General features: G+C 71.1%; 24 protein-coding genes. 8 read left to right on the forward strand and 16 right to left on the reverse strand.

Going from position 1 to position 22466, the window contains the following annotated elements:
* The first annotated feature begins 86 nt into the window (after nt 1-86).
* Both I601_RS10180 and I601_RS10185 read left to right on the forward strand, forming a co-directional pair.
* Nucleotides 87-662 carry a DUF4245 family protein gene (locus I601_RS10180; protein WP_068109014.1) on the forward strand — a complete coding sequence of 192 codons (576 nt, stop codon included), beginning with the start codon at nt 87-89 and terminating at the stop codon, nt 660-662.
* A gap of 362 nt (nt 663-1024) precedes the next feature.
* Entirely contained in the window at nt 1025-2317 is a 1293-nt protein-coding gene (locus tag I601_RS10185) for an ISL3 family transposase (RefSeq protein WP_068109018.1), read from the forward strand.
* A 93-nt stretch (nt 2318-2410) separates the two neighbouring features.
* Here I601_RS10185 and I601_RS10190 read toward each other — a convergent pair whose 3' ends face one another.
* Both I601_RS10190 and xseA read right to left on the reverse strand, forming a co-directional pair.
* Nucleotides 2411-2620, reverse strand: coding sequence for an exodeoxyribonuclease VII small subunit (locus tag I601_RS10190; RefSeq protein WP_068109021.1), 210 nt, complete (start codon nt 2618-2620; stop codon nt 2411-2413).
* Nucleotides 2613-3878, reverse strand: coding sequence for an exodeoxyribonuclease VII large subunit (xseA, locus tag I601_RS10195; RefSeq protein ID WP_068109024.1), 1266 nt, complete (start codon nt 3876-3878; stop codon nt 2613-2615). Before xseA ends, I601_RS10190 begins: the two co-directional genes overlap by 8 nt.
* Nucleotides 3879-3960: 82 nt before the next feature.
* On the opposite strand from xseA, the gene I601_RS10200 reads away from it, so the two are divergent.
* Complete coding sequence (locus I601_RS10200) at nt 3961-4974, forward strand: 4-hydroxy-3-methylbut-2-enyl diphosphate reductase (RefSeq protein WP_068114718.1); 1014 nt, start codon at nt 3961-3963, stop codon at nt 4972-4974.
* Entirely contained in the window at nt 4974-5594 is a 621-nt protein-coding gene (locus I601_RS10205) for an L-threonylcarbamoyladenylate synthase (RefSeq protein WP_068109027.1), read from the forward strand. Before I601_RS10200 ends, I601_RS10205 begins: the two co-directional genes overlap by 1 nt.
* Here the strand turns inward: I601_RS10205 and I601_RS10210 are convergent.
* From I601_RS10210 to I601_RS10220, 3 genes are read right to left on the reverse strand one after another with little or no spacing between them, the layout of a single operon-like run.
* Nucleotides 5515-6015, reverse strand: a complete 501-nt coding sequence (locus tag I601_RS10210; protein WP_068109030.1) for a DUF6542 domain-containing protein — start codon at nt 6013-6015, stop codon at nt 5515-5517. The genes I601_RS10205 and I601_RS10210 overlap by 80 nt on opposite strands.
* 41 nt (nt 6016-6056) lie before the next feature.
* Nucleotides 6057-7163 carry a DNA recombination protein RmuC gene (locus I601_RS10215; protein WP_068109033.1) on the reverse strand — a complete coding sequence of 369 codons (1107 nt, stop codon included), beginning with the start codon at nt 7161-7163 and terminating at the stop codon, nt 6057-6059.
* 54 nt (nt 7164-7217) lie between these two features.
* The gene (locus I601_RS10220) at nt 7218-7997 is read right to left on the reverse strand and encodes an exodeoxyribonuclease III (protein ID WP_068109036.1); all 780 of its coding nucleotides are present in this window, start codon (nt 7995-7997) and stop codon (nt 7218-7220) included.
* 86 nt (nt 7998-8083) lie between these two features.
* Here I601_RS10220 and I601_RS10225 point away from each other — a divergent pair, with 86 nt between their 5' ends.
* Nucleotides 8084-9268, forward strand: coding sequence for an AAA family ATPase (locus I601_RS10225; RefSeq protein ID WP_068109039.1), 1185 nt, complete (start codon nt 8084-8086; stop codon nt 9266-9268).
* A gap of 15 nt (nt 9269-9283) precedes the next feature.
* Here I601_RS10225 and I601_RS10230 read toward each other — a convergent pair whose 3' ends face one another.
* Genes I601_RS10230 through I601_RS10240 form a run of 3 tightly spaced genes read right to left on the reverse strand, consistent with a single transcriptional unit; the run spans nt 9284 to nt 13113 of the window.
* Entirely contained in the window at nt 9284-10489 is a 1206-nt protein-coding gene (locus I601_RS10230; RefSeq protein ID WP_068109041.1) for an acyl-CoA dehydrogenase family protein, read from the reverse strand.
* A 34-nt stretch (nt 10490-10523) separates the two neighbouring features.
* A complete protein-coding gene (phaZ, locus tag I601_RS10235; RefSeq protein WP_068109045.1) occupies nt 10524-11378 on the reverse strand; it encodes a poly(3-hydroxyalkanoate) depolymerase in 855 nt (284 codons plus the stop codon).
* Nucleotides 11368-13113, reverse strand: coding sequence for a PHA/PHB synthase family protein (locus I601_RS10240; protein ID WP_157520021.1), 1746 nt, complete (start codon nt 13111-13113; stop codon nt 11368-11370). Before I601_RS10240 ends, phaZ begins: the two co-directional genes overlap by 11 nt.
* Before the next feature lie 169 nt (nt 13114-13282).
* Between I601_RS10240 and I601_RS10245 the strand changes: the two genes are divergently transcribed.
* The 3 genes from I601_RS10245 to ychF all read left to right on the forward strand — a co-directional run bounded on the left by I601_RS10245 (nt 13283) and on the right by ychF (nt 15365).
* A complete protein-coding gene (locus tag I601_RS10245) occupies nt 13283-13705 on the forward strand; it encodes an acyl-CoA thioesterase (protein ID WP_068109046.1) in 423 nt (140 codons plus the stop codon).
* 75 nt (nt 13706-13780) lie between these two features.
* Nucleotides 13781-14254: a pyridoxamine 5'-phosphate oxidase family protein gene (locus I601_RS10250; protein WP_068109050.1), complete on the forward strand. Its 474-nt coding sequence runs from the start codon at nt 13781-13783 to the stop codon at nt 14252-14254.
* 34 nt (nt 14255-14288) lie between these two features.
* Entirely contained in the window at nt 14289-15365 is a 1077-nt protein-coding gene (gene ychF / locus I601_RS10255; RefSeq protein WP_068109053.1) for a redox-regulated ATPase YchF, read from the forward strand.
* Nucleotides 15366-15423: 58 nt separating this feature from the next.
* Here the strand turns inward: ychF and I601_RS10260 are convergent, their stop codons facing one another.
* From I601_RS10260 to aceE, 8 genes are all read right to left on the reverse strand, one after another.
* Nucleotides 15424-16212 carry a hypothetical protein gene (locus I601_RS10260; protein WP_068109054.1) on the reverse strand — a complete coding sequence of 263 codons (789 nt, stop codon included), beginning with the start codon at nt 16210-16212 and terminating at the stop codon, nt 15424-15426.
* Between the two features lie 11 nt (nt 16213-16223).
* Nucleotides 16224-16733 (reverse strand): SigE family RNA polymerase sigma factor, encoded by a 510-nt coding sequence (locus I601_RS10265; protein ID WP_068109058.1) that lies wholly within the window; start codon nt 16731-16733, stop codon nt 16224-16226.
* Nucleotides 16734-16888: 155 nt separating this feature from the next.
* Nucleotides 16889-17233, reverse strand: coding sequence for a VOC family protein (locus tag I601_RS10270; RefSeq protein WP_068109061.1), 345 nt, complete (start codon nt 17231-17233; stop codon nt 16889-16891).
* Nucleotides 17234-17318: 85 nt separating this feature from the next.
* A complete protein-coding gene (locus tag I601_RS10275; RefSeq protein WP_068109064.1) occupies nt 17319-17858 on the reverse strand; it encodes a flavodoxin family protein in 540 nt (179 codons plus the stop codon).
* 118 nt (nt 17859-17976) lie between these two features.
* Nucleotides 17977-18333 (reverse strand): TfoX/Sxy family protein, encoded by a 357-nt coding sequence (locus tag I601_RS10280; RefSeq protein ID WP_068109067.1) that lies wholly within the window; start codon nt 18331-18333, stop codon nt 17977-17979.
* Between the two features lie 38 nt (nt 18334-18371).
* The gene (locus I601_RS10285) at nt 18372-18965 is read right to left on the reverse strand and encodes a GNAT family N-acetyltransferase (protein WP_068109070.1); all 594 of its coding nucleotides are present in this window, start codon (nt 18963-18965) and stop codon (nt 18372-18374) included.
* An 8-nt stretch (nt 18966-18973) separates the two neighbouring features.
* Nucleotides 18974-19444 (reverse strand): hypothetical protein, encoded by a 471-nt coding sequence (locus tag I601_RS10290; RefSeq protein ID WP_068109074.1) that lies wholly within the window; start codon nt 19442-19444, stop codon nt 18974-18976.
* A gap of 22 nt (nt 19445-19466) precedes the next feature.
* Nucleotides 19467-22226, reverse strand: coding sequence for a pyruvate dehydrogenase (acetyl-transferring), homodimeric type (aceE, locus tag I601_RS10295; protein ID WP_068109077.1), 2760 nt, complete (start codon nt 22224-22226; stop codon nt 19467-19469).
* Nucleotides 22227-22466 lie beyond the last annotated feature (240 nt).

Consider the following 22466-nt stretch of genomic DNA (forward strand, 5'->3'; position numbering starts at 1 on the left):
CCACAGGGTGCCGCACCTGCGGGTCTCGGGAGGTGGCCTGCCGCCCCGGGCGCGGTGACGTTGGAGCGGCACGGGAGAATGACGCCATGAGCCAGACGGGCCAACCCGGCCGCTACACGCGCTCCACCAACGGATTCATCGGCGCGATGCTGATCCTGGTGGTGGCGGTCATCGGCACCGTGCTGATCGCCGGGCTGTTCCGCTCCGAGCCGGAGTACACCCCCTCCAACGCCGACTACACCGAGGTCGTGCGCGCGGTGCAGGGCGAGGGCGTCGAGCTGGTCTACCCAGAAGCACTGCCCTCGGGCTGGCTGGTCAACAACGTCAGCTACGAGCCGGGCTCCCCGCCGACCTTCGCGCTGGCGCTCCTGACCGAGGAGAAGACCTACGCGGGGCTCCAGGTGGAGGGCGAGGACGTCGACGACCTGGTGGAGGTCTACGTCGACGAGGGCGCCACCGAGGGTGACCCGCTGGTCCTCCAGGCCGGTGAGAGCAGCATCGCCACGCAGTGGCGCACCTTCACCGACGAGGAGGGCGACACGGCGTACGCCGCCGAGGTCGGCCGCGGCGCGCGCGCCAGCACCGTCCTGGTCTACGGGTCCGCGACCCCCGCGGAGCTGCAGGCTCTCCTGCGCTCGCTCACCACCGCCCCCCTCAGCTGACCCGGCCCAGATATCGCGCCCACCCGGCCCAGATATCGCGCCCACCCGGCCCGGATGTCGCGCCCACCCGGCCCGGATGTCGCGCCCACCCGGCCCGGATATCGCGCCCACCCGGCCCGGATGTCGCGCCCACCCGGCCCGGATGTCGCGCCCACCCGGCCCGGATGTCGCGCCCACCCGGCCCGGATGTCGCGCCCACCCGGCTGGAACCGACCAGCCGGCGCGCGGGAAAGATCTGCGCCGACTCGGGCTCTTGTGATGCATGTGTGGGTGGCTGAGCGTGCCGTGAATGAGCGCACGCCGCTCTCTGTCTAGGTTTCTGAACTGTCGAGGAACTGAAACCAGGTGCACAGGAGAGCGGCGTGCGCGATGCCACCTTATGGCGTGCTCTTGTCGGGTGTGAGAACACCGTGATCGAGGGCGTTGACTTCGAGCAGGAATTGCAGCAGGTCACCATCCGGGTCCGCCCGGTAGCTCGTCAGCGTGGCCGCTGTGGCCGTTGCCAGCGCCCCTCGCCGGGCTACGACGCAGGTCGAGGACGCCGGCACTGGCGCGCTTTGGACCTGGGCACGATCCGGTGTCAACTGCAGGGCGATGCGCCGCGGGTGCGGTGTCGTGAGCACGGCGTGGTGGTAGCTCACCTGCCCTGGGCCCGCCATGGTGCTAGGGCAAGCAGGGCATTCGAGAACCAGGTCGCCTGGTTGGCCACCCAGACCTCGAAGATCGCGGTCACCGAGCTGATGCGCATTGCGTGGCGCACCGTAGGCGCGGTCATCACCCGTGTCTGGGCCGAGGTAGAAGGACGCGTCGACCTGCTGAGTGGGCTCACCAGGATCGGGATCGACGAAGTCTCCTACCGGCGCGGGCACCTGTACCTGATGGTCGTCATCGACCACGACACCGGCCGACTGGTGTGGGCCGGCAAGGGCCAGACCAAGGCCACCTTGCAGTCCTTCTTCGATGCCCTCGGGCCCGAACGGTCCGCCCAGATCACCCACGTCACCGCCGACAGCGCCGGCTACATCGCCGACGTCGTAGGCACCAACTGCCCTGCCGCGATCCAGGCCGCTGATCCCTTCCACGTCGTGAAGTGGGCCAACGACGCCCTCGGGGAGGTCCGGTTGACTGCCTGGCGCGAGGCACGAGCAGCGGTGCGCGCGAACCCACCACGACGCGGACGACCAGTTAAGGACGCACCACCGCACCTGGAGTCACAGCGCCTGCGACTGCTCACCCGCTCCCGCTACGCGCTGTGGAAGAACCCCGAGAACCTCACCAGCAGCCAGAGTGCCCAACTGAAGTGGATCGCACAGACCGACCCCCGACTGTGGCGCGGCTACCAGCTCAAAGAAGGGCTACGCGCGATCTTCAAACTGCCCCACCACGAGGCCCCCGAGGCGCTCAATGCCTGGATCACCTCAGCGCAACGCTGCCGCATCCCCCAGTTCGCAGCACTAGCCAAGACCGTGCAGGCCCAACGCGGCCCCATCCTGCTGGCCATCGAGCACGGCCTGTCCAACGGCCGCACCGAAGCCGTCAACCTGCGCATCCGACTACGAACCCGCATGGCCTACGGCTTCCGCGACCCCCACGCTCTGATTGCCATCCTCATGCTCACTCTCGGCGGCCACCGACCCCGACTACCCGGCAGATGACCCACACATCAGTCACAAGAGCCCGACTCGCGGCGACATCTGCGCCGACTCGGCGAGACATCTGCGCCGACTCGCGGCGACATCTGGGCCGGGTCAGGTGTCGGTGGCGAGGACCTCGTCGAGGCGGGCGCGGGCCCCGTCGAGCCAGTCCTGGCAGACCCCGGCGAGCTTCTCGCCGCGCTCCCACAGTGCCAGCGACTCCTCGAGGGTGGTGCCGCCGGCCTCGAGGCGTCGTACGACGTCGACGAGCTCCTCGCGCGCAGCCTCGTAGGAGGGCGTGGTCTCGGTCGTCGGCTCAGCCATCGGTGTCGTCCTCCGGGATCGGGGTGGTCGAGGACTCGAGCAGCGGCTCGAGCCGGGTGGTGGTCGCGTGGACACGGCCGTCGGCGACCCGCACGCTCACATCGGCGCCGGGTGCGAGGTCGTCGACCGAGGTGACGACGTGGCCGTCGACGTCCTGCAGCACGGCGTAGCCGCGGCGCAGCGTGGCCAACGGAGAGAGGGCACGGGCGCGGGCGCGCTGGTGGTCGATCTCGTCGGCGGCCCGGTCGAGGCGGTGCGAGAGCGAGCGACGGGCCCGCTCGCGCAGCAGCACCAGCTCGTCGCCGCGGGCATCGACCAGGGTGCGGGGGTCGGCGAGCGAGGGGCGGGAGCGCAGCGCGTCGAGACCGGCCTGCTCGCGGGCGACGTGGGCGGCGACCAGCGAGCGCAGCCGGTCGCGGGTGCGGGCCACGCCACCCATCTCCTCGACCACGTCGGGCACGACGAGCTTGGCGGCGTCGGTGGGGGTGGAGGCGCGCACGTCGGCGACCAGGTCGAGCAGGGGTGAGTCCTGCTCGTGGCCGATGGCGGACACGACGGGAGTGGTCATCCGGTGCACCGTGCGCACCAGCGCCTCGTCGGAGAAGGGGAGCAGGTCCTCGACGGAGCCGCCACCACGGGCGACCACCACGACGTCGACCTCCGGGTGCCGGTCGAGCCGCTCGAGCGCCTCCATCACCTCGCCGGCACACCGGGTGCCCTGCATGGTGGCGTGCGCGACCTCGAAGTCCACCGCGGGCCAGCGGCGCCGGGCGTTCTCGAGCACGTCGCGCTCGGCGGCGCTGTTGGGGGCGGTGACCAGGCCGACGCGGGCGGGCAGGAACGGCAGCCGGCGCTTGCGGGCGGGGTCGAAGAGACCCTCGGCGGCCAGGAGCTGGCGGCGTCGCTCGAGCTGGGCGAGCAGCTCGCCGAGGCCCACCATCCGGATCTCGCGCACCTGCAGCGACATGCTGCCGCGGTTGGCGTAGTACGACGGCTTGGCGTGCACGACGACGCTGGCACCCTCGACCAGCGGCGGGTTGAGCGAGTCCACGAGGGTGCGCGGCGCGGTCAGGGGCACCGACACGTCCGCGACGGTGTCGCGCAGGGTCATGAAGACCGTCGCCATGCCGGGGCGACGGTTGATCTGGGCCAGTTGGCCCTCGACCCAGATGGCGCCGAGACGGTCGACCCAGCCCGCGATCGCCGTGGCGATCTGGCGCACCGGGGCCGGCGCCGCGGCGGAGGTCTCGAGAGCCATGGCCGCGAGGTTAGGCCATCGCGCCGACACGCCTACCATGGAGCGCATGAGCACCGACGTATCCCGCAGTCCCGGCGTGAGCATGGGGATGCCCCCCGTCCTGAGCCCCGACGAGGCCGAGAAGGCGGTGCTGCTCGCGGCGCCGCGCGGCTACTGCGCCGGTGTCGACCGGGCGGTGGTGACCGTCGAGCAGGCCCTCGACCTCTACGGCGCCCCCGTCTACGTCCGCAAGCAGATCGTGCACAACAAGCACGTCGTGGCCGACCTCGAGACCCGTGGAGCGATCTTCGTCGAGGAGGTCGCCGAGGTGCCGACCGGTGCGACCGTGGTGTTCTCGGCGCACGGTGTGAGCCCCGAGGTGCACCGCCAGGCCGCCGAGCGCGACCTGAAGACGATCGACGCGACCTGCCCGCTGGTCACCAAGGTGCACCACGAGGCGAAGCGCTTCGCCAGCGACGACTACGACATCCTCCTGATCGGCCACGAGGGCCACGAGGAGGTCGAGGGCACGGCCGGCGAGGCTCCCGAGCACATCCAGCTCGTGCAGGGCCCCGAGGACGTCGCCAACATCGTCGTCCGCGACCCCAGCCGTGTGGCCTGGCTCTCCCAGACCACGCTGTCGGTCGACGAGACCCTCACGACGGTCGCGGCGATCCGCGAGCGCTTCCCCGAGCTGCTCGACCCGCCCAGCGACGACATCTGCTACGCCACCCAGAACCGGCAGCTGGCGGTCAAGGAGATCTCCGAGGGCGCCGACCTGCTCATCGTGGTCGGCTCGGGCAACTCCTCGAACTCGGTGCGCCTGGTCGAGGTCGCGCTGGACGCCGGCGCCAAGGCCTCCTACCGCGTCGACGACGCCAGCGAGATCGACGAGGCCTGGCTCGAGGGGGTCCGCACCGTCAGCGTCACCTCCGGCGCCAGCGTGCCCGAGTCCCTGGTCGACGGCGTGCTCGCCTACCTCGCGGAGCGCGGCTACCCCGACGCCAAGGCCGTGCACAGCGCCGAGGAGTCGCTGATCTTCTCCCTGCCCAAGGAGCTGCGCCGCGACCTCAAGGCCGCCCGGGCCGCGGCCCGCGAGGCGAGCGAGCAGAACTGATGGCCCGGTACGTCGACCTTCACCCCGACAACCCGCAGCCCCGGCTGGTCAGCCAGGTGGTCGAGGCCCTGCGCGACGACGCGCTGATCGCCTACCCGACCGACTCCGGCTACGCCCTCGGCTGCCGCATCGGCAACCGCGACGGCCGCGACCGGATCCTCAAGATCCGGGGGTTGGACGACAAGCACCACTTCACGCTGGTGTGCCGCGACTTCTCCCAGCTCGGCCAGCTCGTGCACGTCGACAACGCCGCCTTCCGGGCGATCCGGTCGGCGACCCCGGGGCCCTACACGTTCATCCTGCCCGGCACCCCCGAGGTGCCGCGTCGGTTGCTGCACCCCAAGAAGAAGACGGTGGGGGTGCGCATCCCCGACCACGTCGTGGTGACCGCGCTGCTCGAGGAGCTCGGCGAGCCGCTGCTGTCGAGCTCGTTGATCCTGCCCGGGGAGACCGAGGCGCGCACGATGGGCTGGGAGATCAAGGAGGAGCTCGAGCACCAGGTCGACCTCGTCATCGAGGCCGGTGAGACGACCGCGGAGCCTACGACGGTCGTGGACTGGTCGGGCCCGGAGCCCGAGGTGCTGCGGTACGGATCGGGCGACGCCTCGCGCTTCGAGTAGGCCACGCGATGGCCGCCCCGCGGCCGTGCGCCCGCGCGACCCGGTCGCGCACCACCAGGCACCCCAGCGCCAGGGCGTAGCCCAGCACCAGGGCGAGCGCGTGGTCCGCGAGCCCGGAGACCACGGCCTGCACCGGGCCGTCCTGGGCCCGTGCGATCGAGCCGGGGCTGGTCGCCCCCAGCAGCACCAGCGCGACGAGCATCAGCAGCGGCGGCAGCACCCCGACGGTGAAGAAGTCGCGGGGACGCACCAGCAGCGCGCACGCGACGCAGATCAGCACGAACGCGACGTCGTAGAGCCACCCCAGCCCGGGGGAGACCAGGCTGTCGAGGGCCACTGCGCTCAACGTCAGCGCCAGCCCGAGCGCGACGACCTGCCAACCGGGGTCGCTGCCCTCCTCCCAGAGAGTGCGTGCGGTCACCGGTGGCTCACCTCCGCTCCTGTGCTGGTGGGGCCCGAGCGCTACAGCGCCACGCTAGGGCGGTCCTCGGCCTCCGGGGCGTCGGCGCGCCGGTCGACCGCACGCAGCTCGACCGTGCGCGGGCTGCCGAGCTCCTCGTCGGTGACCGAGAGGTCGTTGAAGCGTCGAGCGGACACCAGCACCCGCGACTCCAGCGAGCCCACGGCGCTGTTGTAGTGGCCGACCGCCGCGTTGAGCGACCGGCCCACGGCGTCGAGGTGGCCGCCCAGGGTGCCCAGGCGTCCGTGCAGGTCGCGCCCCAACCGGTGGATCTCGCGGGTCTGCGCGGCCAGGGCCTCGTGCTGCCAGCCCTGCGCCACGGTCCGCAGCAGCGCGATGAGCGTCGTGGGGGAGGCGAGCACCACCTGGCGGGCGGCGGCGTGCTCGATCAGTCCCGGGTCGGCCTCGAGCGCGGCGGCCAGGAAGGACTCGGCGGGCACGAAGAGCACCACGAACTCGGGGGTCTGCTCCAGCGAGCGCCAGTAGGACTTGGCGCCGAGCTGCTCGACGTGGGTGCGCACCTGCCGCGCGTGGCGGGCCAGGTGCGCGCGCTGGACGTCCTCGTCCTCGGCGGAGGTGGCGTCGAGGTAGGCGTCCAGCGGCACCTTCGCGTCCACGACCACGTGCCGGTCGCCGACCAGGTGGACCACCAGGTCGGGGCGCAGCGCACCGTCGTCGAGGCGGACCTGCTCGGAGAAGTCGCAGCGCTCCACCAGCCCCGCGAGCTCGACGGCGCGGCGCAGGTGCAGCTCGCCCCACTGCCCGCGCACCTGCGGCTTGCGCAGCGCGGTGCTCAGCGCCCGGGTCTCCTTGCTGAGCAGGTCGGTGGTGTGGCGCATGTCGGCGACCTGCTGGTGCAGCTGGCCCTGCCACGAGACGCGGGTGTGCTCGAGGTCGCGCAGCTGGTCCTGCAGCCGCTCCAGCCCCTCGCGGACCACGGCCTGGTCGGCCACCCGCTGGTCGAGCGCGGCCGTCATGCGGGCGTCGTACGGCGCCTCGGCGGCGGCCTCGGCGTGCCGCAGTCGCGCCCAGAGCAGGCCCAGGGCCACGCCCAGGGCTAGCCCGAGGAGCAGGGTGGTGGTCAGTGCGGCGACCGTCGAGACGTCCATGGGCTCAGCATGGCTGCGACCACCGACAAGCCTCGGTCGGCAGTCGACCGGCAGTCAGTCGGCCAGGTCGACGACCACCGGCGCGTGGTCGGAGGCACCCTTGCCGGCGCGCTCGTCGCGGTCGACGAACGCGCCGGTGGTGCGAGCCGCCAGCGCCGGCGAGCCGAGCAGGAAGTCGATGCGCATGCCGCGGTTGCGCTCGTAGCGCTGGCGGTAGTAGTCCCAGTAGGTGTAGCTGTCGGGCTCGGGGGTGAAGGGACGGGCGAGGTCGGCGTACCCGTCCTCGAGGAACCCCTCGAAGGCCGCCCGCTCGGGTGCGGTGACGTGGGTGCTGGTCTTGAACTGGGCGATGTCGAAGACGTCCTCGTCGCGCGGGGCGATGTTCCAGTCCCCGACCAGGGCGGTCGGGCTCGCACTCCAGTCGCGGGCGGCCGCGCGCAGCCGGGCGAGCCAGTCGAGCTTGTAGGCGTAGTGCGGATCGTCGATCTTGCGACCGTTGGGCACGTACAGGCTCCACACCCGTACGCCGCCGCACGTCGCGCCGATGGCTCGGGCCTCCTGGGTGACCGGGTCGCCGAAGCCGGGCATGTCGGGGAAGCCGACCTCGACGTCGTCGAGGCCGACGCGGCTGATGACGGCCACGCCGTTCCACTGGTTGGTGCCGGCGGCCGCGACCTCGTAGCCCAGCGACTGCAGTCCCATCAGCGGCAGCTGGTCGAGGCGGGCCTTGGTCTCCTGCAGGGCCAGCACGTCGACGTCGTGCCGGGTCAGGAAGGCCTCGACGCGGTCGATGCGGGAGCGGAGGGAGTTGACGTTCCAGGTAGCCAGGCGCACCGTGACACGGTACGTGCGAGCACCGTGACGGCCGCGATCGGGGCGTTATGGTTCCTTATGAAGCAGCCACTCCATCAGGAAGCATCATGATCCCCAGCCCCTACACCCCCGGGGCCGCGCCGAGCGTGCTGGCCGGGCGGCGCGAGCAGGTCGAGGCCGCTGAGGCCGATCTCGCCGTGGTGGCGACGTACGCCCGCTTCCAGGGCCGGGTGCGCGTGGACATCGGCTCGCGCGGGGTGGGCAAGACGTCGCTGCTCAAGACGGTGCGCGAGTCGGCGGCGCACGCCGGCCTCGTCACCGCGTGGGTGACCGCGCGCGCCGACGAGTCGCTGGTCGCATCCCTCGTGCACGCCCTGGCTGCCGAGCTCGACCGGATCGGCGTGGACGTCGCCCGGCGCACCCCGTGGCGCGAGCGGCTGGAACGGCTGGGCCTGGAGCTCGGCGTGGGTCCGGCCAAGGCCGGCGTCGAGCTCGACGTGACCCCCAGCGCCGAGGGCCGGGCCGGACGCCGCGCGGCGTCCGCGGCGTTCGGGGACCTGCTCTCCACCGCGGCGCTCGAGGCCCGGGCGCGCGGCTCGGCGGGGATCTGCCTGCTGGTCGACGAGATCCAGGCCGCGCCGCGGGCGGACCTGCGCACCCTCGCGTACGCCTGGCAGGAGCTGCAGAACGCCGTGCCCGAACCGCCCGCGGTGCTCTTCGCGGCGGGGCTGCCCAACACGCCCGACGTCCTGACCGCCGCGGTCACCTTCAGCGAACGGTTCGGCTTCCGCACCCTCGAGCGGCTCGGTGCCACGGACGCGGCCGAGGCGCTCGAGGTGCCCGCGGCTCAGCACGACGTCACCTGGTCGCCGGAGCTGCTGGGAGAGGTGGTCGCGCTGGCCCAGGGCTACCCCTACTTCCTCCAGCTCTACGGTGACGCGCTGTGGCGCCGGGCGCGCCCCGTGGCGGGCAGCCGGCTGGGTCCCGAGCTCCTCGGGGCAGCGCACGTCGACGTCGAGCACGAGCTGGCCACGATGTTCCGGGCCCGCTGGGCCAAGGCGTCGCCGGGGGAGCGCCGCCTGCTCGAGGCGATGGCCGCCCTGGGCGACGACGCCGTACGCCGCGGCGACGTCGCGGCCCGGCTCGGGGTCGGCACCAACGACCTGAGCGTGCCGCGCCGCAGCCTGCTCGACAAGGGGCTCATCGAGGTTGCCGCGCGCGGGATGCTCCGCTTCACGGTGCCCGGCTTCGCCGCGTTCGTGCGCGACGAGTCGGGGGAGGGCCGGTCGTGAGCGGGCAGCGGGCGTTCAGACGAAGGCGCTCTCACCGGTGATGGCGCGCCCCACGATGAGGGTGTTGATCTCGCGGGTGCCTTCGTAGGAGTAGATCGCCTCGGCGTCGGCGACGAAGCGGCCCACGTGGTGCTCGAGCAGGATGCCGTTGCCACCGAGCACCTCGCGCGCCCAGCCGACCGTCTCGCGCATCCGCACCGTGCTGTGCACCTTGCACAGGGACGCGTGCTCGTCGCGCAGCATCCCGGCGTCCTGCAGCTGGGAGGCGCGCACGTTCATCGCCGTGCCGGCGGTGACGTTGGACAGCATCTTCACCAGCAGGTCCTGCACCAGCTGGAAGGAGGCGATCGGGCGACCGAACTGCTCGCGGGCCTTGGTGTAGCGCACCGCGTGCTCGTAGGCACCGCGTGCGCACCCGACGGCCTGCCAGGCCACGCCCATCCGCGTCACCCGCAGCACCTGCGAGGTGTCGGCGAAGCTCGCCGCGCCCTGCAGCCGGTTCGCCTCGGGCACGTGGACGTCGCGCAGGTGGATCTCGGCGTTCTGCACCACGCGCAGCGCGATCTTGTCCTGCTGGACGTCGAAGCCCATGCCCTCGGTGCCCTTCTCGACCACGAAGCCCTTGACCTCGCCGTCGTCCTCGTCGCGGGCCCAGATGATGACCAGGTCGGCGAACGAGGCGTTGCCGATCCACTTCTTCTCACCGTTGAGGACCCAGCCGTCGCCGTCGCGCCGCGCCGAGGTGGCCAGGCCCATCGAGATCGCGGAGCCGACGTCGGGCTCGGTGAGCCCGAAGGCGCCGATCAGCTCCATCCGGGCCATCGCCGGCAGCCACCGCTGGCGCTGCTCCTCGGAGCCGCACAGCTGGATCGAGCCCATCGCCAGTCCGCCGTGCACGCCCATGAAGGTGCCGATGGAGGGGTCGATGCGGCTCAGCTCCATGGCGACGAGGCCGTCGACCAGCGCCCCGCGGGCCGGGCAGCCGGGGCCGTCGTAGGCGAGCCCCGCGATCCCGAGCTCGGCCATCGCGGGGATCAGCTGGTGCGGGAACTCCCCGCGCGTCCAGTGCTCGTTGATCACCGGCTCGACCTCGCGGGTCATGAACGCGCGCACCCGGCTCAGCAGCTCGCGGTCCTGCTCCTCCAGCAGCAGCTCGAACCCGAGGAAGTCGGAGAAGGGGGAGTCGTGCAGGTCGTGGTCGGCAGTGCCCGAGTCGCTCATGGACAGAACGTACTGCTGGACGTGGCGGCGCGGCTCACACGTCGGGGTCGGGTTCGAGCAGGAACTGCTCCACGACCGGAGCCAGCGTCTCGGCCGCGGTCACGAGGTCGAGGTGACCGCCCTCGTAGAGGTGCAGCCGGGCCCGGGGGATCAGCCTGGCCTGCATCCGCGGGTTCACCGCGGGGATGATGGGGTCGTCGGTGCCGCCCATCACCAGCGTCGGCTGCCGCAGCAGCCGCAGGAACGGCAGGCTCGTCCAGCCCGCCATCGCGGCGAGCTGGTAGTAGTAGCCGCGCTTGGGGCCCGAGCGGGTCGCGGCGTGCAGCAGCCGGGAGCCCTTCTCCGGGTGGGTGCGCATCGTGCCGCCGTAGATGTCGGCGGCGATGCTGGCGGCGTACTCCGGGTCGCGGTGGCGACGCGGGGTCGACATCTTGAGCAGCACCGAGGGGTGCGCGGGCACCATCAGCGCCCCGGTGCCGGTCGCGACCAGCACCACCCGGCCCACGCGGCGCCACGACTGCACGGCCAGCTGCTGGGCCAGACCGCCGCCCCACGAGAGGCCCAGGACGTCGAAGCGGCGGTAGCCGAGGTCGCTCATCAAGGTGGTGACCCACAGCGCCAGCGCCGAGATCGGGTACGGCGCCGGCGGCAGCGCGCTGCCCCCCACGCCCGGCACGTCGAAGCGGACGACCCCGCGGTGCGGGTCGAGGTGGTCGACGAAGTTCTGCAGCACCTCGAAGGACACCCCGATGCCGTTGCACAGCAGGAGGGGTGGCTCGTTGACGAACCGGCCCACGCCCGGGCGCACCGAGACGCGGGCGGTGATGCCCCGCACCGAGATGGTGCGGACCCGGTCGGGGGCGGAGTCGCGGATCGGCTCAGCGGTCATGGACGTAGGTCCCCGGGGCTGCGCACAGCGGCTCGTAGCGCGCGGAGCCGTCCTTGCGGGGGCGGTTGCGCTCCGGCCCGGTGCGCTCGGCCAGCCAGGCCACGTAGTCCGCCCACCAGCTGCCCTTGACCTTGGTGGCGTCGGCCAGCCAGGCCGCTGCGTCCTCCGGGTTGGTGTCCGAGGTCTGGAAGCTGGCCTTCTCGTTGCCCGGGGGGTTGACCATCGCGGCGATGTGGCCGCTGGTCGAGAGGATGAAGCGCGACTCGCCGCCGAAGAGCTGGGTGGTCTGGTAGCAGGACTCCCACTTGCACAGGTGGTCGGCGATGCCGGCGACGACGTAGGAGTCCACGTCGACCTTGCCCAGGTCGACCGGCGAGCCGAGCATCGTTGAGGCGCCGGCCTCGGTGAGCGCGTTGCGGACCGCGAGGTCCATGAAGTCGCGGTGCATCGCGGCCGTCATCCGCACCGGGTCGGCGTTCCAGTAGAGGATGTCGAAGGCCTTGGGGGCGTGGCCCATCAGGTAGTTGTTGACCCAGTAGTTCCAGATCAGGTCGTTGGGGCGCAGCCAGGCGAACAGCTCGGCCAGCGCGCGGCCGTCGAGGTAGCCCTTGTCCCGCGAGGCCCGTGTGGAGGCGGCGGCCCCCTTGTGCGAGAGCAGCGCGCTCGGCAGCCCGGCCTCGTGCTGGTCCAGGACCGTGACGGCCAGGCTGAAGGCCGCCACCCGGCCCAGGTCGCCGGTCGCGGCGAGGTGGGCCATCACCATCGAGGCCAGCATCCCGCCCGAGCAGATGCCGAAGATCGCGACCTGCTCCTGCCGCGAGATGTCCTGGGCCGCGGTCATCGCCTCGATGATCGCCTGGCCGTAGGTGTCCAGGCCCCAGGCGGCGTGCCGGGTGTCGGGGTTGCGCCAGGAGATGCAGTAGACCTGCTGCCCGGCCTGGACCAGGTGCTCGACCAGGCTGCGCTGCTCGGCGAGGTCGATGACGTAGTACTTGTTGATCGTCGGCGGCACGATCAACAGCGGCACGCTGCGGACCCGGGGGGTCTGCGGGGTGTACTGGATCAGCTCGAAGACGTCGGTGCGCAGCACCACCGAGCCGGGCGTGACCGCGACGTCCTCGCCGACGGTGAACGCGTCGGGCTCGACCATCGAGGGCACCCGGGGCGCGGTGGCGAAGTCGCGCACGAAGCGGCGCCCGCCGGCCAGGAGGTTGCCGCCGCCGGTGTCGATGATGCGCTTGAGCACCTTGGGGTTGAGCGTGGGGCTGTTGCTGGGGGCCAGGGCCTCGACGAGGTTGTCGACGATGAAGCTCATCCGCTGCTCGTCGCCGTAGCCGAGACCGGCGTCCGCCACGAGCCCGCGCAGGCTCTCGCCGGTGGCGAGGTAGCTCTGCAGGGTGCGCTTGAGGAAGGGGTTCTTCTGCCACGCCTCGTCGCTGAAGCGGCGGTCCTTGGGATCGGGGGCGGTCTCGGAGCGGCCCACCTGCACCCGGGCCAGCTCGGCGCCCAGCCCGACGGCCCGACCGGCCACCGCCCGCGGACGCCGCGCCAGCCCGGCAGCGAAGCGGACCCCCGACATGCCGGGGATGAAGCGTCGCCAGGGTCCGCGCCCGGCGTCGGCGAGCAGCAGGTCCAGGGGGGTGCTCAGCTCCATGGCCCCGGGCTCGTCGCGGTCGCCGGCGTCGGACATCCGCTCGTCGGCCTGGCGTGCGAGCTCCGTGCGTGTTCCGCTCATGGGGTATCCCTCCCGAGGACGTGGCCACCGGCGGCGCGGCGCCGGTGGGCGTGGTCCTCCGAGTGTGACCCATGCCACCGCACCCTGGACACCACCTGCTGGTGGTCGGGACGGGTCGGGGGGTGAGGGGGTGCCGGGACCGACGGGTGCCGCCGGGATACTGGGGCGCGTGAGTGAGCACCCCGGCCTCGACAGCTACCCCGCCCGCAGTCGCGACAAGCTCCGGTACGGCGACACCGACCGCCAGGGGCACGTGAACAACGCCGTCTTCTCCACCCTGCTGGAGACCGGCCGCGTGGAGCTGCTGTTCCCCGGCGACGGCACCTCGATGAGCGATCCCGGCGCGTCGTGGGTGATCGTGCGGATCGAGCTGGACCTGGTCGGCGAGATCACCTGGCCGGGCAGCGTGGACATCGGCACCCGCGTCGAGCGGGTCGGCAGCTCCTCGGTGACCATGGCGCAGGGGCTCTTCCAGGCGGGACGGCCGGTCGCGCGCGCCACGACCGTGATCGTGCAGATGGACGAGCAGACGCGGGGGTCACGGCCGCTGGGCGCGGAGCTGGCCGAGCGGTTCCGGTCGCTGCAGGGGTGACGCCGGGGTGATCTGGGCGCCGCTGTCGCGACGTACGTTCGCGAGGACCGGAACCGACCCCCAGGAGGCCACCCCATGACCGACGAACAGCGCGTGCTCGACCTGGTCAACGACGCCAAGATCGCGATGCTCACCTACGTCGACCCCTCCGGCAAGCTGCTCAGCAAGCCGATGGCGACGCAGGACACCGACGTCGACGGCTCGCTGTACTTCATCGCCGAGCTGCACTCCGACAAGGTGCAGGCGCTGCAGGCCGACCCGCGCGTCAACGTCTCCTACAGCGATCGCGGCTCGTGGGTCTCCATCGCCGGCACCGCCACCGTGGTGCACGACGAGTCGCGGCTCGAGGAGCTGTGGAGCGCCTTCACCGACTCCTGGCTGCAGGGCGGCCCGGACAACCCCGAGAACGTGCTCATCGAGGTCGATGCGGAGTCGGCGGAGTACTGGGACGCCCCGGGCGGCTCGAAGGTCGTCCAGCTGGCCAACCTCGTGAAGGCCAAGGTCGCCGGCTCCCGGATCGAGGGCGACAACGAGACCGTCGAGATGTGACCGGGTGCCGTAGCGACACCTAGACTCACCGCCCGTGGCTCTCACCATCGGCATCGTCGGTCTCCCCAACGCGGGCAAGTCGACCCTCTTCAACGCTCTGACCAAGAACGACGTCCTCGCGGCGAACTACCCGTTCGCAACCATCGAGCCGAACGTCGGCGTCGTGGGCGTGCCGGACGACCGGCTGCCGCGGCTGGCCGAGGTGTTCGGCTCCGCGAAGCTGCTGCCGGCGACGGTGGAGTTCGTCGACATCGCCGGCATCGTGCGCGGGGCCTCGGAGGGGGAGGGCCTGGGCAACAAGTTCCTCTCCCACATCCGCGAGTCCGCCGCGATCTGCCAGGTGACCCGGGTCTTCCGCGACGAGGACGTCACCCACGTCGACGGCGAGGTGAACCCCAAGAGCGACATCTCCACCATCCAGACCGAGCTGATCCTGGCCGACCTGCAGACGGTGGAGAAGGCGATCCCGCGCCTGGAGAAGGAGGTGCGGGGCAACAAGGACCTCGCCCCCGTCCTCGCCGCGGCCCAGGAGGCGCTCGGTCACCTCGAGGCCGGCACGCCGGTGATCGACACGAAGATCGACACCGCGCTCCTGCGCGAGCTGTCGCTGCTGACCGCCAAGCCCTTCATCTACGTCTTCAACTGCGACGCCGACGAGCTGAACGACGAGGACCTCAAGCAGCAGATGCGCGACCTGGTCGCGCCGTCCGAGGCGATCTTCCTCGACGCGAAGTTCGAGTCCGAGCTCGTCGACCTCGGTGACGACGACGAGGCCCGCGAGATGCTCGCCGAGATGGGCGTCACCGAGCCCGGCCTCGACGTCCTGGCCCGGGTCGGGTTCGACACCCTCGGCCTGCAGACCTACCTGACCGCCGGCCCCAAGGAGTCGCGGGCCTGGACGATCCCCAAGGGCGCCACCGCACCCGAGGCGGCGGGAGTCATCCACACCGACTTCCAGAAGGGCTTCATCAAGGCCGAGATCGTCTCGTTCGACGACCTGATGGAGCACGGGTCCATGCAGAAGGCCAAGGAGGCCGGCAAGGTGCGCATGGAGGGCAAGGAGTACGTCATGGCCGACGGCGACGTGGTGGAGTTCCGCTTCAACGTCTGAACGAGGCTGGCCGGTCCGCCGTCGACGGCGCCCGCGCCCGTGACCCGCGCGGGATCGTCTATCGGGCCGGCGCCCTGTCGAACCACTCGGTCCTGGTGAGCAGCTCGATCATGTCGTCGGCGTCGAGCACCGGGTCGGTGCGGGTCGGTTCACCACCCAGGCTCGCCCTGGTGGCGTTGTAGGCGGTGAGGTTGACGCTCCTGCCGTCACGAAGGATGTAGGTCGCCTGCACGCCGGCCAGCGCTGGGCTCCCACCCGAGACGTCGGGGAGCGACGGACCGGTGAAGATCCACCCGGCACCCGTGTCGACACAGTCGTCGGGGGCCGGCGAGGCGACGACCCGCTCACATCTGGCGTCCTGTCGACCGACGATGGCGGAGTCGTCGGTGGCGACGACCTCCACGATCTCGCCGAGGCCGCGCCCGTCGGGGTCGTAATCGACCCGGGCGATGTACCCGGGGTCCGGGATGGACTCCGGGAGCGCATCGAGCAGCAGATCCTGTGCCCGCTGCAGGTGGGGTGGGAGCCCGGTCGGGGTCGGCTGCGGCGCCGACCCGGACGTCGGCCTCGCGGCGGCACTCGGTGCGCTGTCGGTCGGAGTGCCGGCCACCGGGGACCGCTGGTCGTCGTGGCCACCGAGGAGGGACGGTGCCGCGACCACCGCCGCTGTCGCCAGCGCGGCGGCGGCGCCGACCCCGACCGTCCGGACCACGCGGCGGCGACGGACGGCGCGTCGGCCTCGGCGCACGCCACCGGCCACGAGCTCGTCGCTCGCGGTCACCGAGACCATGGCGTGCTGCACCAGACGGTGCATCTGATCATCGCGCAGGGCCGTGTCGTGAGTCATGGTGTCGCCTCTCATCGGCTGTTCTCGTGCAGTTCAAGGAAGTCGGATCCGAGGTGCTCGCGGATCCGGGCGAGAGAGCGTGAGGCCCTGGTGCGGACCGCGTTCTCGGTGAGCAGGAGATCGCGGGCCACGGTGGCCACATCGGCGTCGAACAGGTACCGGTGCACCACCACCGCACGATCCAGTGGTGCCAGCTCGCGCAGCGCCGCCACCAGCACCTGTCGTAGGTCGCTGTCGGGCGTGCTCACCTGGCCGAGCGGCGGGTCGGCCAGCGAGAGCTCGGTGGAGCTGAGGCGCCGTACCGAGTCGAGATGGAGCCGGGTCAGGATCGTGCGGGCGTACGCCACCGGGTTGTCGGCCGCCCTGACCCGCGACCACCGCGTGAAGACCCGGGCCAGCGTCTCCTGGGCCAGGTCCTCGCCGCGGTGTCGATCCCCGGTGAGCAGCCACCCGGCTCGCAGCAGCTCATGGGAGCAGGCCCTGGCGAACTGCTCGAAGTCGCGCCGATCGGTGCGCTGCACATGCCCTCCTGCGCCGGTGAGGACCACGTCCCTGGTTGTCGCTGTCCTCACTCCTACGACGAGACCAACGACGAGTTTGTGTCACCCGGCCCGGGGCGGGGTCTCGCTCGGTCAGTGCCGCGGGCGTGGGGAGCCGCCGAGCCAGCGGTCGACGATCAGGTATGGCTGCCGACGTTGATCACGCGCCCGGACGAGTCGCGGTAGAAGAAGCGGCGTACTCCCCACTCCTCCGTGGACAGCGGATGCACGATCTCGACGCCCGATGCCACCGCGGCGTCGTGGGCGGCCTCGACGTCGGCGACGAAGACCGAGACGTCGGGGTTGACCGGCGCCGTTGCGTCAGCGGTCATCAGTCCGATCTGACGACCGTCGTCGTCGGCGAGGAAGGCCACCCAGCCCATGTCCATCACCACCTGCATCCCGAGCGCCCCCGCGTGCTCGGCGATGGCGGTCGGGAGGTCGTGGACGGTCAGGATCGGGGCGATGCGCTCGATTCTCACCCGCCGATTCGATCACCCCGCACGGCGTCGGTCCAGCGGTCGAACCGCTGCGCGGCCGAGGTCACGACGTGCTGCTCGCGACCTCCTACGCCTGGGACCGCCCCGGCCGGCCCGTCAGCAGGCCGGCCAGGGTCACGCCCCAAGCGTGCGCGCGCTCAGCCTCGCCCGGCTCCAGCGGACCCTCCATGCCCGCCACACGGAAGTGCTCGGCGGGCACCAGGCGCGTCCCTCCGAGCTTCGCGAGGCCCTTCTCGATGCTCTTCGAGGCATGGTCCATCGCCACGACGGCCTTGGGATGCGAGCCTCGGGTGTCGTAGGCGACCGTCGGCAGCCCAGGGGTGAGTGAGGCGCTCCCGAGCCACTCGCGCACCCCGATGCCCTGGCTGACCAGTGGGGTGTCCGCCTTGGCCTCGGCGCTCTCACGAGTGTTGGGTCTGGGCATGCTCCAGGCATGGTTGGGCGACCCCACGACGAGGAGGTCGACGTCCGAGCCGAGCGCAGTCGGGGCGGTACCCACCTCGATCGCCTCGGCCGCGACCCCCGCCTCGATCAGCCCGGCCGCGATGGCCCGGGCCACCTGCTGGTTGTCCCCGAACATCGACTCGTAGATCACGACGGCCCGCATCCGGCGACTCTACGCCCGCGCTGTCGCAGGGTGTCGTCACGCGGAGCGCGACAGTGACCGAGCTGAGCGAAGCGATCGAGAAGTATGAGTCCCGCGAGTCACCCTGTGCGCCAGGTCGTCAAGGGCCGGCGACGCCGCCGGTCTTGGGCGGCAGGGTCCGTACGTGGCGGACCGCCCGGTCCACCCAGGACCCGAGGTCCTGCTCGGACGAGAGGCCCTCGCTGTCGACGATGATCCAGCCGCGCATCGGCCGGCCGGTGAAGTCCATCTTCCGCGCGTACGGCTCCTGCACCGCGGACTCGCCCTCCTCGGCCGAGAGGCGCACCATCATCCCGCCGCCCTTCATGACCCCCACGCACATCTTGCCGTCGAGCATCAGGGCGACGCCGCCGAACATGGCTCGCTCGCTGAGCCCGGGCTCCCCGCCCAGCAGGAGACGCAACCTGTCGAGCAGGTCGGTGTCGTAGTCGACCATGGCTCAGCATCCCACAGGGCCTCCGTGCGGCGGTCCGGTCACGACGGCCCGTCGAGCCGGTGCCGCACCACCCTCCGGCGCAGGGTGGGCGAGTCCACCACCTCGTAGCCTGCGTCGAGGAAGGCCTGCAGCAGCCCGACCGACGCCTCATCCCAGATCACGGTCTTCCCGGGCACCGGCTCGGTCGGGTAGCCCTCCAGGACGTGGGCGCCGACCTGCCTCCCGTAGTCGACGGTGGCGGCGGCCAGCTCGTACATCAGCCCCTGGCGGCGCAAGCCCTTGCGCACCACGAAGCAGGTGACCGACCAGACGCCCTCGAGCTCGGGGTCCATCCGCATCCACGACTTCTTGCGGCTCCAGACCCGGGGGTAGTTCTCCCGGGGCTCGACCGCGACCCAGCCCACCGGCTCACCGTCGAGGTACCCGATCAGGCCGGACGTGGGTCCGTCGGTGCCACAGCCGGTCTGCTCGAGGAGGGCGGCGTCCCGCTGCTCCTGGGTGGTGTCGCGCCAGATCCAGCCGGGGACCTTCAGCGCCTGGCAGCGGCACTTGGCGGCGCCGCCGGTGCCGAGCACCGACTCGACGTGCTCGGTCGTCGCCTCGTTGGCCGGTCGCCAGGTGAAGTCGGGCACGGCGCAGCCTAGGCCGGATCGGTCGGGCGAGCCGGGCGCGGCGCGTACTCCACCTCTGACCACGGCCAGTCCTCAGCGAGCCACCTGGTCACGGCCTCGTAGAGGGGCTCGTCGAGGTCGGAGTGCTCGGCGGTGACCCAGGACAGCACGACGACCGCGCCGGACCGTGCAGGTCGGGCGGGCTTGAAGTAGACACAGCCGATCACCTCGTCACGGTCGGGCAGCAGCACCGTGTACGCGAAGTCCACGCCGGAGCCCGACCGCTCGGCGTGGGAGACGCAGTCCCGCAGGTTCGCCTCGATCGTCATGGGCTCCGGCCAGCTCGACGCCGCCCATCCGGGCAGGCTGCGGATGAACTCCATGCTCCCGGTCCACGCCGCGTAGTCCGACTCGTTGTGCTCCGGGCCGAGCAGGGCGAGCCGGAAGCGAGCCGTCTCGAGGGGGGCGGGAAGCACGAAGTCGGCCGGGACGATGCTCATGGCCCGAGTGTGCCACCACGGTTCAGGATTCCCCGCCGGCGTTCCCGGACGTCCCCGCAGTGAGGTCGAGCAACCGGTAGCGGTCAGCAGCCTCGCGGGCAGCACCGGCCGGGATGGTGCCGCGCTGAGCCAACATCTGCAACGTCCGGACCACGATGGAGGGTCCGTCGACGTGGAAGAAGCGGCGTGCGGCGGGCCTCGTGTCAGAGATCCCGAACCCGTCAGCGCCGAGCGAGGCGAAGTCTCCAGGGACCCACGGGCTGATCTGGTCCTGCACCTGCCGCATGTAGTCGGAGACGGCGATGACCGGCCCTTGGGCCTGGCTCAACCGACGGGTGACGTAGGGGACCCGTCGGTCCCGGTCGGGGTGCAGGAAGCTCTGTTCATCGCAGGCCAGGGCGTCGCGACGCAGCTCGGTCCACGAGGTCACCGACCACACGTCCGCGATGACACCCCACTCGTCGCGGAGGAGCTGCTGTGCCTCGAGTGCCCAGGGAAGAGCGACCCCGGATCCGAGGAGCTGGGCACGCGGTGTCGACTCGGGCAGCTCCTCGCAGTCCCCGCGGGCATAGAGGTGCATGCCGCGCAGGATTCCGTCGACGTCCACCGCATCGGGTTCACGCGGTTGTTTCAGAGGTTCGTTGTAGACCGTCACGTAGTAGATGACGTCCTCAGGCTCGTCCCCGTACATGCGCTGCAGACCGTCTCGGACGATGTGGGCGATCTCGAAACCGAATGCCGGGTCGTACGAGACGACCGCCGGGTTGGTCGCCGCGATCAGGTGGCTGTGGCCGTCAGCATGCTGCAGCCCTTCCCCGGTGAGCGTCGTGCGACCCGCCGTGGCCCCGATCAGGAAACCACGGGCCATCTGGTCGGCCGCGGCCCAGATCGAGTCCGCGGTGCGCTGGAACCCGAACATGGAGTAGAAGATGTAGATCGGGACCATCGGCTCGCCGTGGGTCGCGTACGACGAGCCAGCGGCAGTGAATGCCGCCACCGAACCGGCCTCGTTGATCCCTAGATGCAGGATCTGGCCGTCCTTGGCCTCCTTGTAGGCGAGCATCAGGTCGGCGTCGACAGACAGGTAGTTCTGCCCGAGCGGGTTGTAGATCTTGATGGTCGAGAAGAACGCGTCCATGCCGAACGTGCGGGCCTCGTCAGGGATGATCGGCACGACACGCGCGCCGAACTCCTCGTCCCGCAAGAGGTCCTTGAGCAGGCGGACCAAGGCCATCGTGGTCGCGATCTCCTGGCTGCCCGAGCCCTTCTTGGTCTGGTGGTACGCCTCGTCGCCGGGGAGCTTCAGTGGCGCGTGCTGCACCCGTCGTCGGGGCAGCGGGCCGCCCAGCTTCGTGCGCCGCTCGCGCAGGTACTGGATGGCCTCGTCGTCCTCGCCGGGGTGGTAGTACGGCGGCAGCTGGGGGTCGGCCTCGAGCTCTCGATCTGAGATGGGGATGCGCAGCGTGTCCCGCAGCAGCTTGAGGTCGTCGATCTTCAGCTTCTTCATCTGGTGGGTGGAGTTGCGCCCAGCGAAGCTGGATCCCAGTCCGTACCCCTTGATGGTCTGCGCCAGGATCACGGTCGGTCGGCCGGTGTGTCTGGTCGCGGCGTCGTAGCCGGCATACACCTTGCGATAGTCGTGCCCGCCCCGCTTGAGGTTCCAGATGTCGTCGTCGGACATGCCCGCGACCAGCTCCTGCGCGCGGGCGTCGCGCCCGAAGAAGTGGTCACGGATGAAAGCGCCGTCATTGGCGCGATAGGTCTGGTAGTCACCATCGAGGGTGTCGTTCATCAGCTGGACGAGCGCGCCGTCGGTGTCTGCCGCCAGCAGCGGGTCCCACTCTCGCCCCCACATCACCTTGATGACGTTCCAGCCAGCGCCTCGGAACGTGGACTCGAGCTCGTGGATGATCTTCCCATTGCCACGAACCGGACCATCAAGGCGCTGGAGGTTGCAGTTGACGACGAAGGTGAGGTTGTCGAGGCCCTCGTTGGCGGCCACCTGCAACACACCCCGGGACTCGGGTTCATCCATCTCCCCGTCGCCCAGGTAGGCCCAGACGCGCTGGTCGCTGGTGTCCTTGATGCCCCTGTCGTGCAGGTACCGGTTGAACTGTGCCTGGTAGATCGCGTTCATCGGTCCGAGCCCCATGGACACGGTCGGGAACTCCCAGAAGTCAGGCATCAGTCGAGGGTGCGGATACGACGGGAGTGAGGCTGCCTCGCCGTCGACCACGTGGCTGTTCGCCTGCCGGAACCCGTCGAGCTGGCTCGTGGTCAGCCGACCCTCCAGGTAGGCCCGGGCGTAGATCCCGGGCGATGCATGTCCCTGGACGAAGACCTGGTCCCCACCACCGGCATGCTCCTTGCCGCGGAAGAAGTGGTTGAACCCGACCTCGTACAGCGTGGCTGCCGAGGCGAAGCTGGAGATGTGTCCGCCGACGGAGATCTCGGGGCGCTGGGCGCGGTGGACGAGCGCCGCGGCATTCCAGCGCACGAAGGACCGGTAGCGCCGTTCGATGTCCTCATCGCCGGGGAAGCACGGTTCTGCCGCAACAGGGATGGTGTTGACGTAGTCGGTCGTGGTGGGGGAGGAGACGTCCACCTGCAGCGTGTGAGCCCGAGCGTGCAACCGCGTGAGTATGTGCCGAGCCCGGCGTCGTCCACCAGCGTGGACGACGCCGTCGAGCGACTCCAGCCACTCCTGGGTCTCGTCGGGATCGCTGTCCCAGCTGGGCTGCGGGTCGACGGGCGCGCTGGCTCCGGTCTCACCTGATGGCATGAGTGGTTCCCTTCTCGGACGATGGCCCCCGAAAGTCCTGGGCCCACCCCCGGTGGGGCTGAGCTGCTGCTGACGCGGATGCATCCATGGAAGCGCGGGTGCGCCCGGGGGCCCGTCGCAATTTGAGACTGGCGCGCGCCGGTCGTTGAGGCACAGTCTGTGAAAACTCGACGTGAAGGAGCTGTGACGTGAGCGCACCACCAGCAGACTGGCAAGGTCAGGCACTAGCAGGACTGGGGC

Origin of the sequence: Nocardioides dokdonensis FR1436 (assembly GCF_001653335.1) — a bacterium.
Lineage (GTDB): Bacteria > Actinomycetota > Actinomycetes > Propionibacteriales > Nocardioidaceae > Nocardioides > Nocardioides dokdonensis.

Bases quoted from the DNA above. Each gene is read 5' to 3' on its own strand.
- phaZ (WP_068109045.1), bottom strand. From the start codon at position 11,378: ATGACCGCTGAGCCGATCCGCGACTCCGCCCCCGACCGGGTCCGCACC.
- I601_RS10215 (WP_068109033.1), bottom strand. From the start codon at position 7,163: ATGGACGTCTCGACGGTCGCCGCACTGACCACCACCCTGCTCCTCGGG.
- xseA (WP_068109024.1), bottom strand. From the start codon at position 3,878: ATGGCTCTCGAGACCTCCGCCGCGGCGCCGGCCCCGGTGCGCCAGATC.
- I601_RS10250 (WP_068109050.1), top strand. From the start codon at position 13,781: ATGACCGACGAACAGCGCGTGCTCGACCTGGTCAACGACGCCAAGATC.
- I601_RS10200 (WP_068114718.1), top strand. From the start codon at position 3,961: ATGGGGATGCCCCCCGTCCTGAGCCCCGACGAGGCCGAGAAGGCGGTG.
- I601_RS10260 (WP_068109054.1), bottom strand. From the start codon at position 16,212: ATGACTCACGACACGGCCCTGCGCGATGATCAGATGCACCGTCTGGTG.
- I601_RS10275 (WP_068109064.1), bottom strand. From the start codon at position 17,858: ATGCGGGCCGTCGTGATCTACGAGTCGATGTTCGGGGACAACCAGCAG.
- I601_RS10225 (WP_068109039.1), top strand. From the start codon at position 8,084: ATGATCCCCAGCCCCTACACCCCCGGGGCCGCGCCGAGCGTGCTGGCC.
- I601_RS10230 (WP_068109041.1), bottom strand. From the start codon at position 10,489: ATGAGCGACTCGGGCACTGCCGACCACGACCTGCACGACTCCCCCTTC.
- I601_RS10290 (WP_068109074.1), bottom strand. From the start codon at position 19,444: ATGAGCATCGTCCCGGCCGACTTCGTGCTTCCCGCCCCCCTCGAGACG.
- I601_RS10280 (WP_068109067.1), bottom strand. From the start codon at position 18,333: ATGGTCGACTACGACACCGACCTGCTCGACAGGTTGCGTCTCCTGCTG.
- I601_RS10240 (WP_157520021.1), bottom strand. From the start codon at position 13,113: ATGAGCGGAACACGCACGGAGCTCGCACGCCAGGCCGACGAGCGGATG.
- I601_RS10205 (WP_068109027.1), top strand. From the start codon at position 4,974: ATGGCCCGGTACGTCGACCTTCACCCCGACAACCCGCAGCCCCGGCTG.
- I601_RS10180 (WP_068109014.1), top strand. From the start codon at position 87: ATGAGCCAGACGGGCCAACCCGGCCGCTACACGCGCTCCACCAACGGA.
- I601_RS10190 (WP_068109021.1), bottom strand. From the start codon at position 2,620: ATGGCTGAGCCGACGACCGAGACCACGCCCTCCTACGAGGCTGCGCGC.
- aceE (WP_068109077.1), bottom strand. From the start codon at position 22,226: ATGCCATCAGGTGAGACCGGAGCCAGCGCGCCCGTCGACCCGCAGCCC.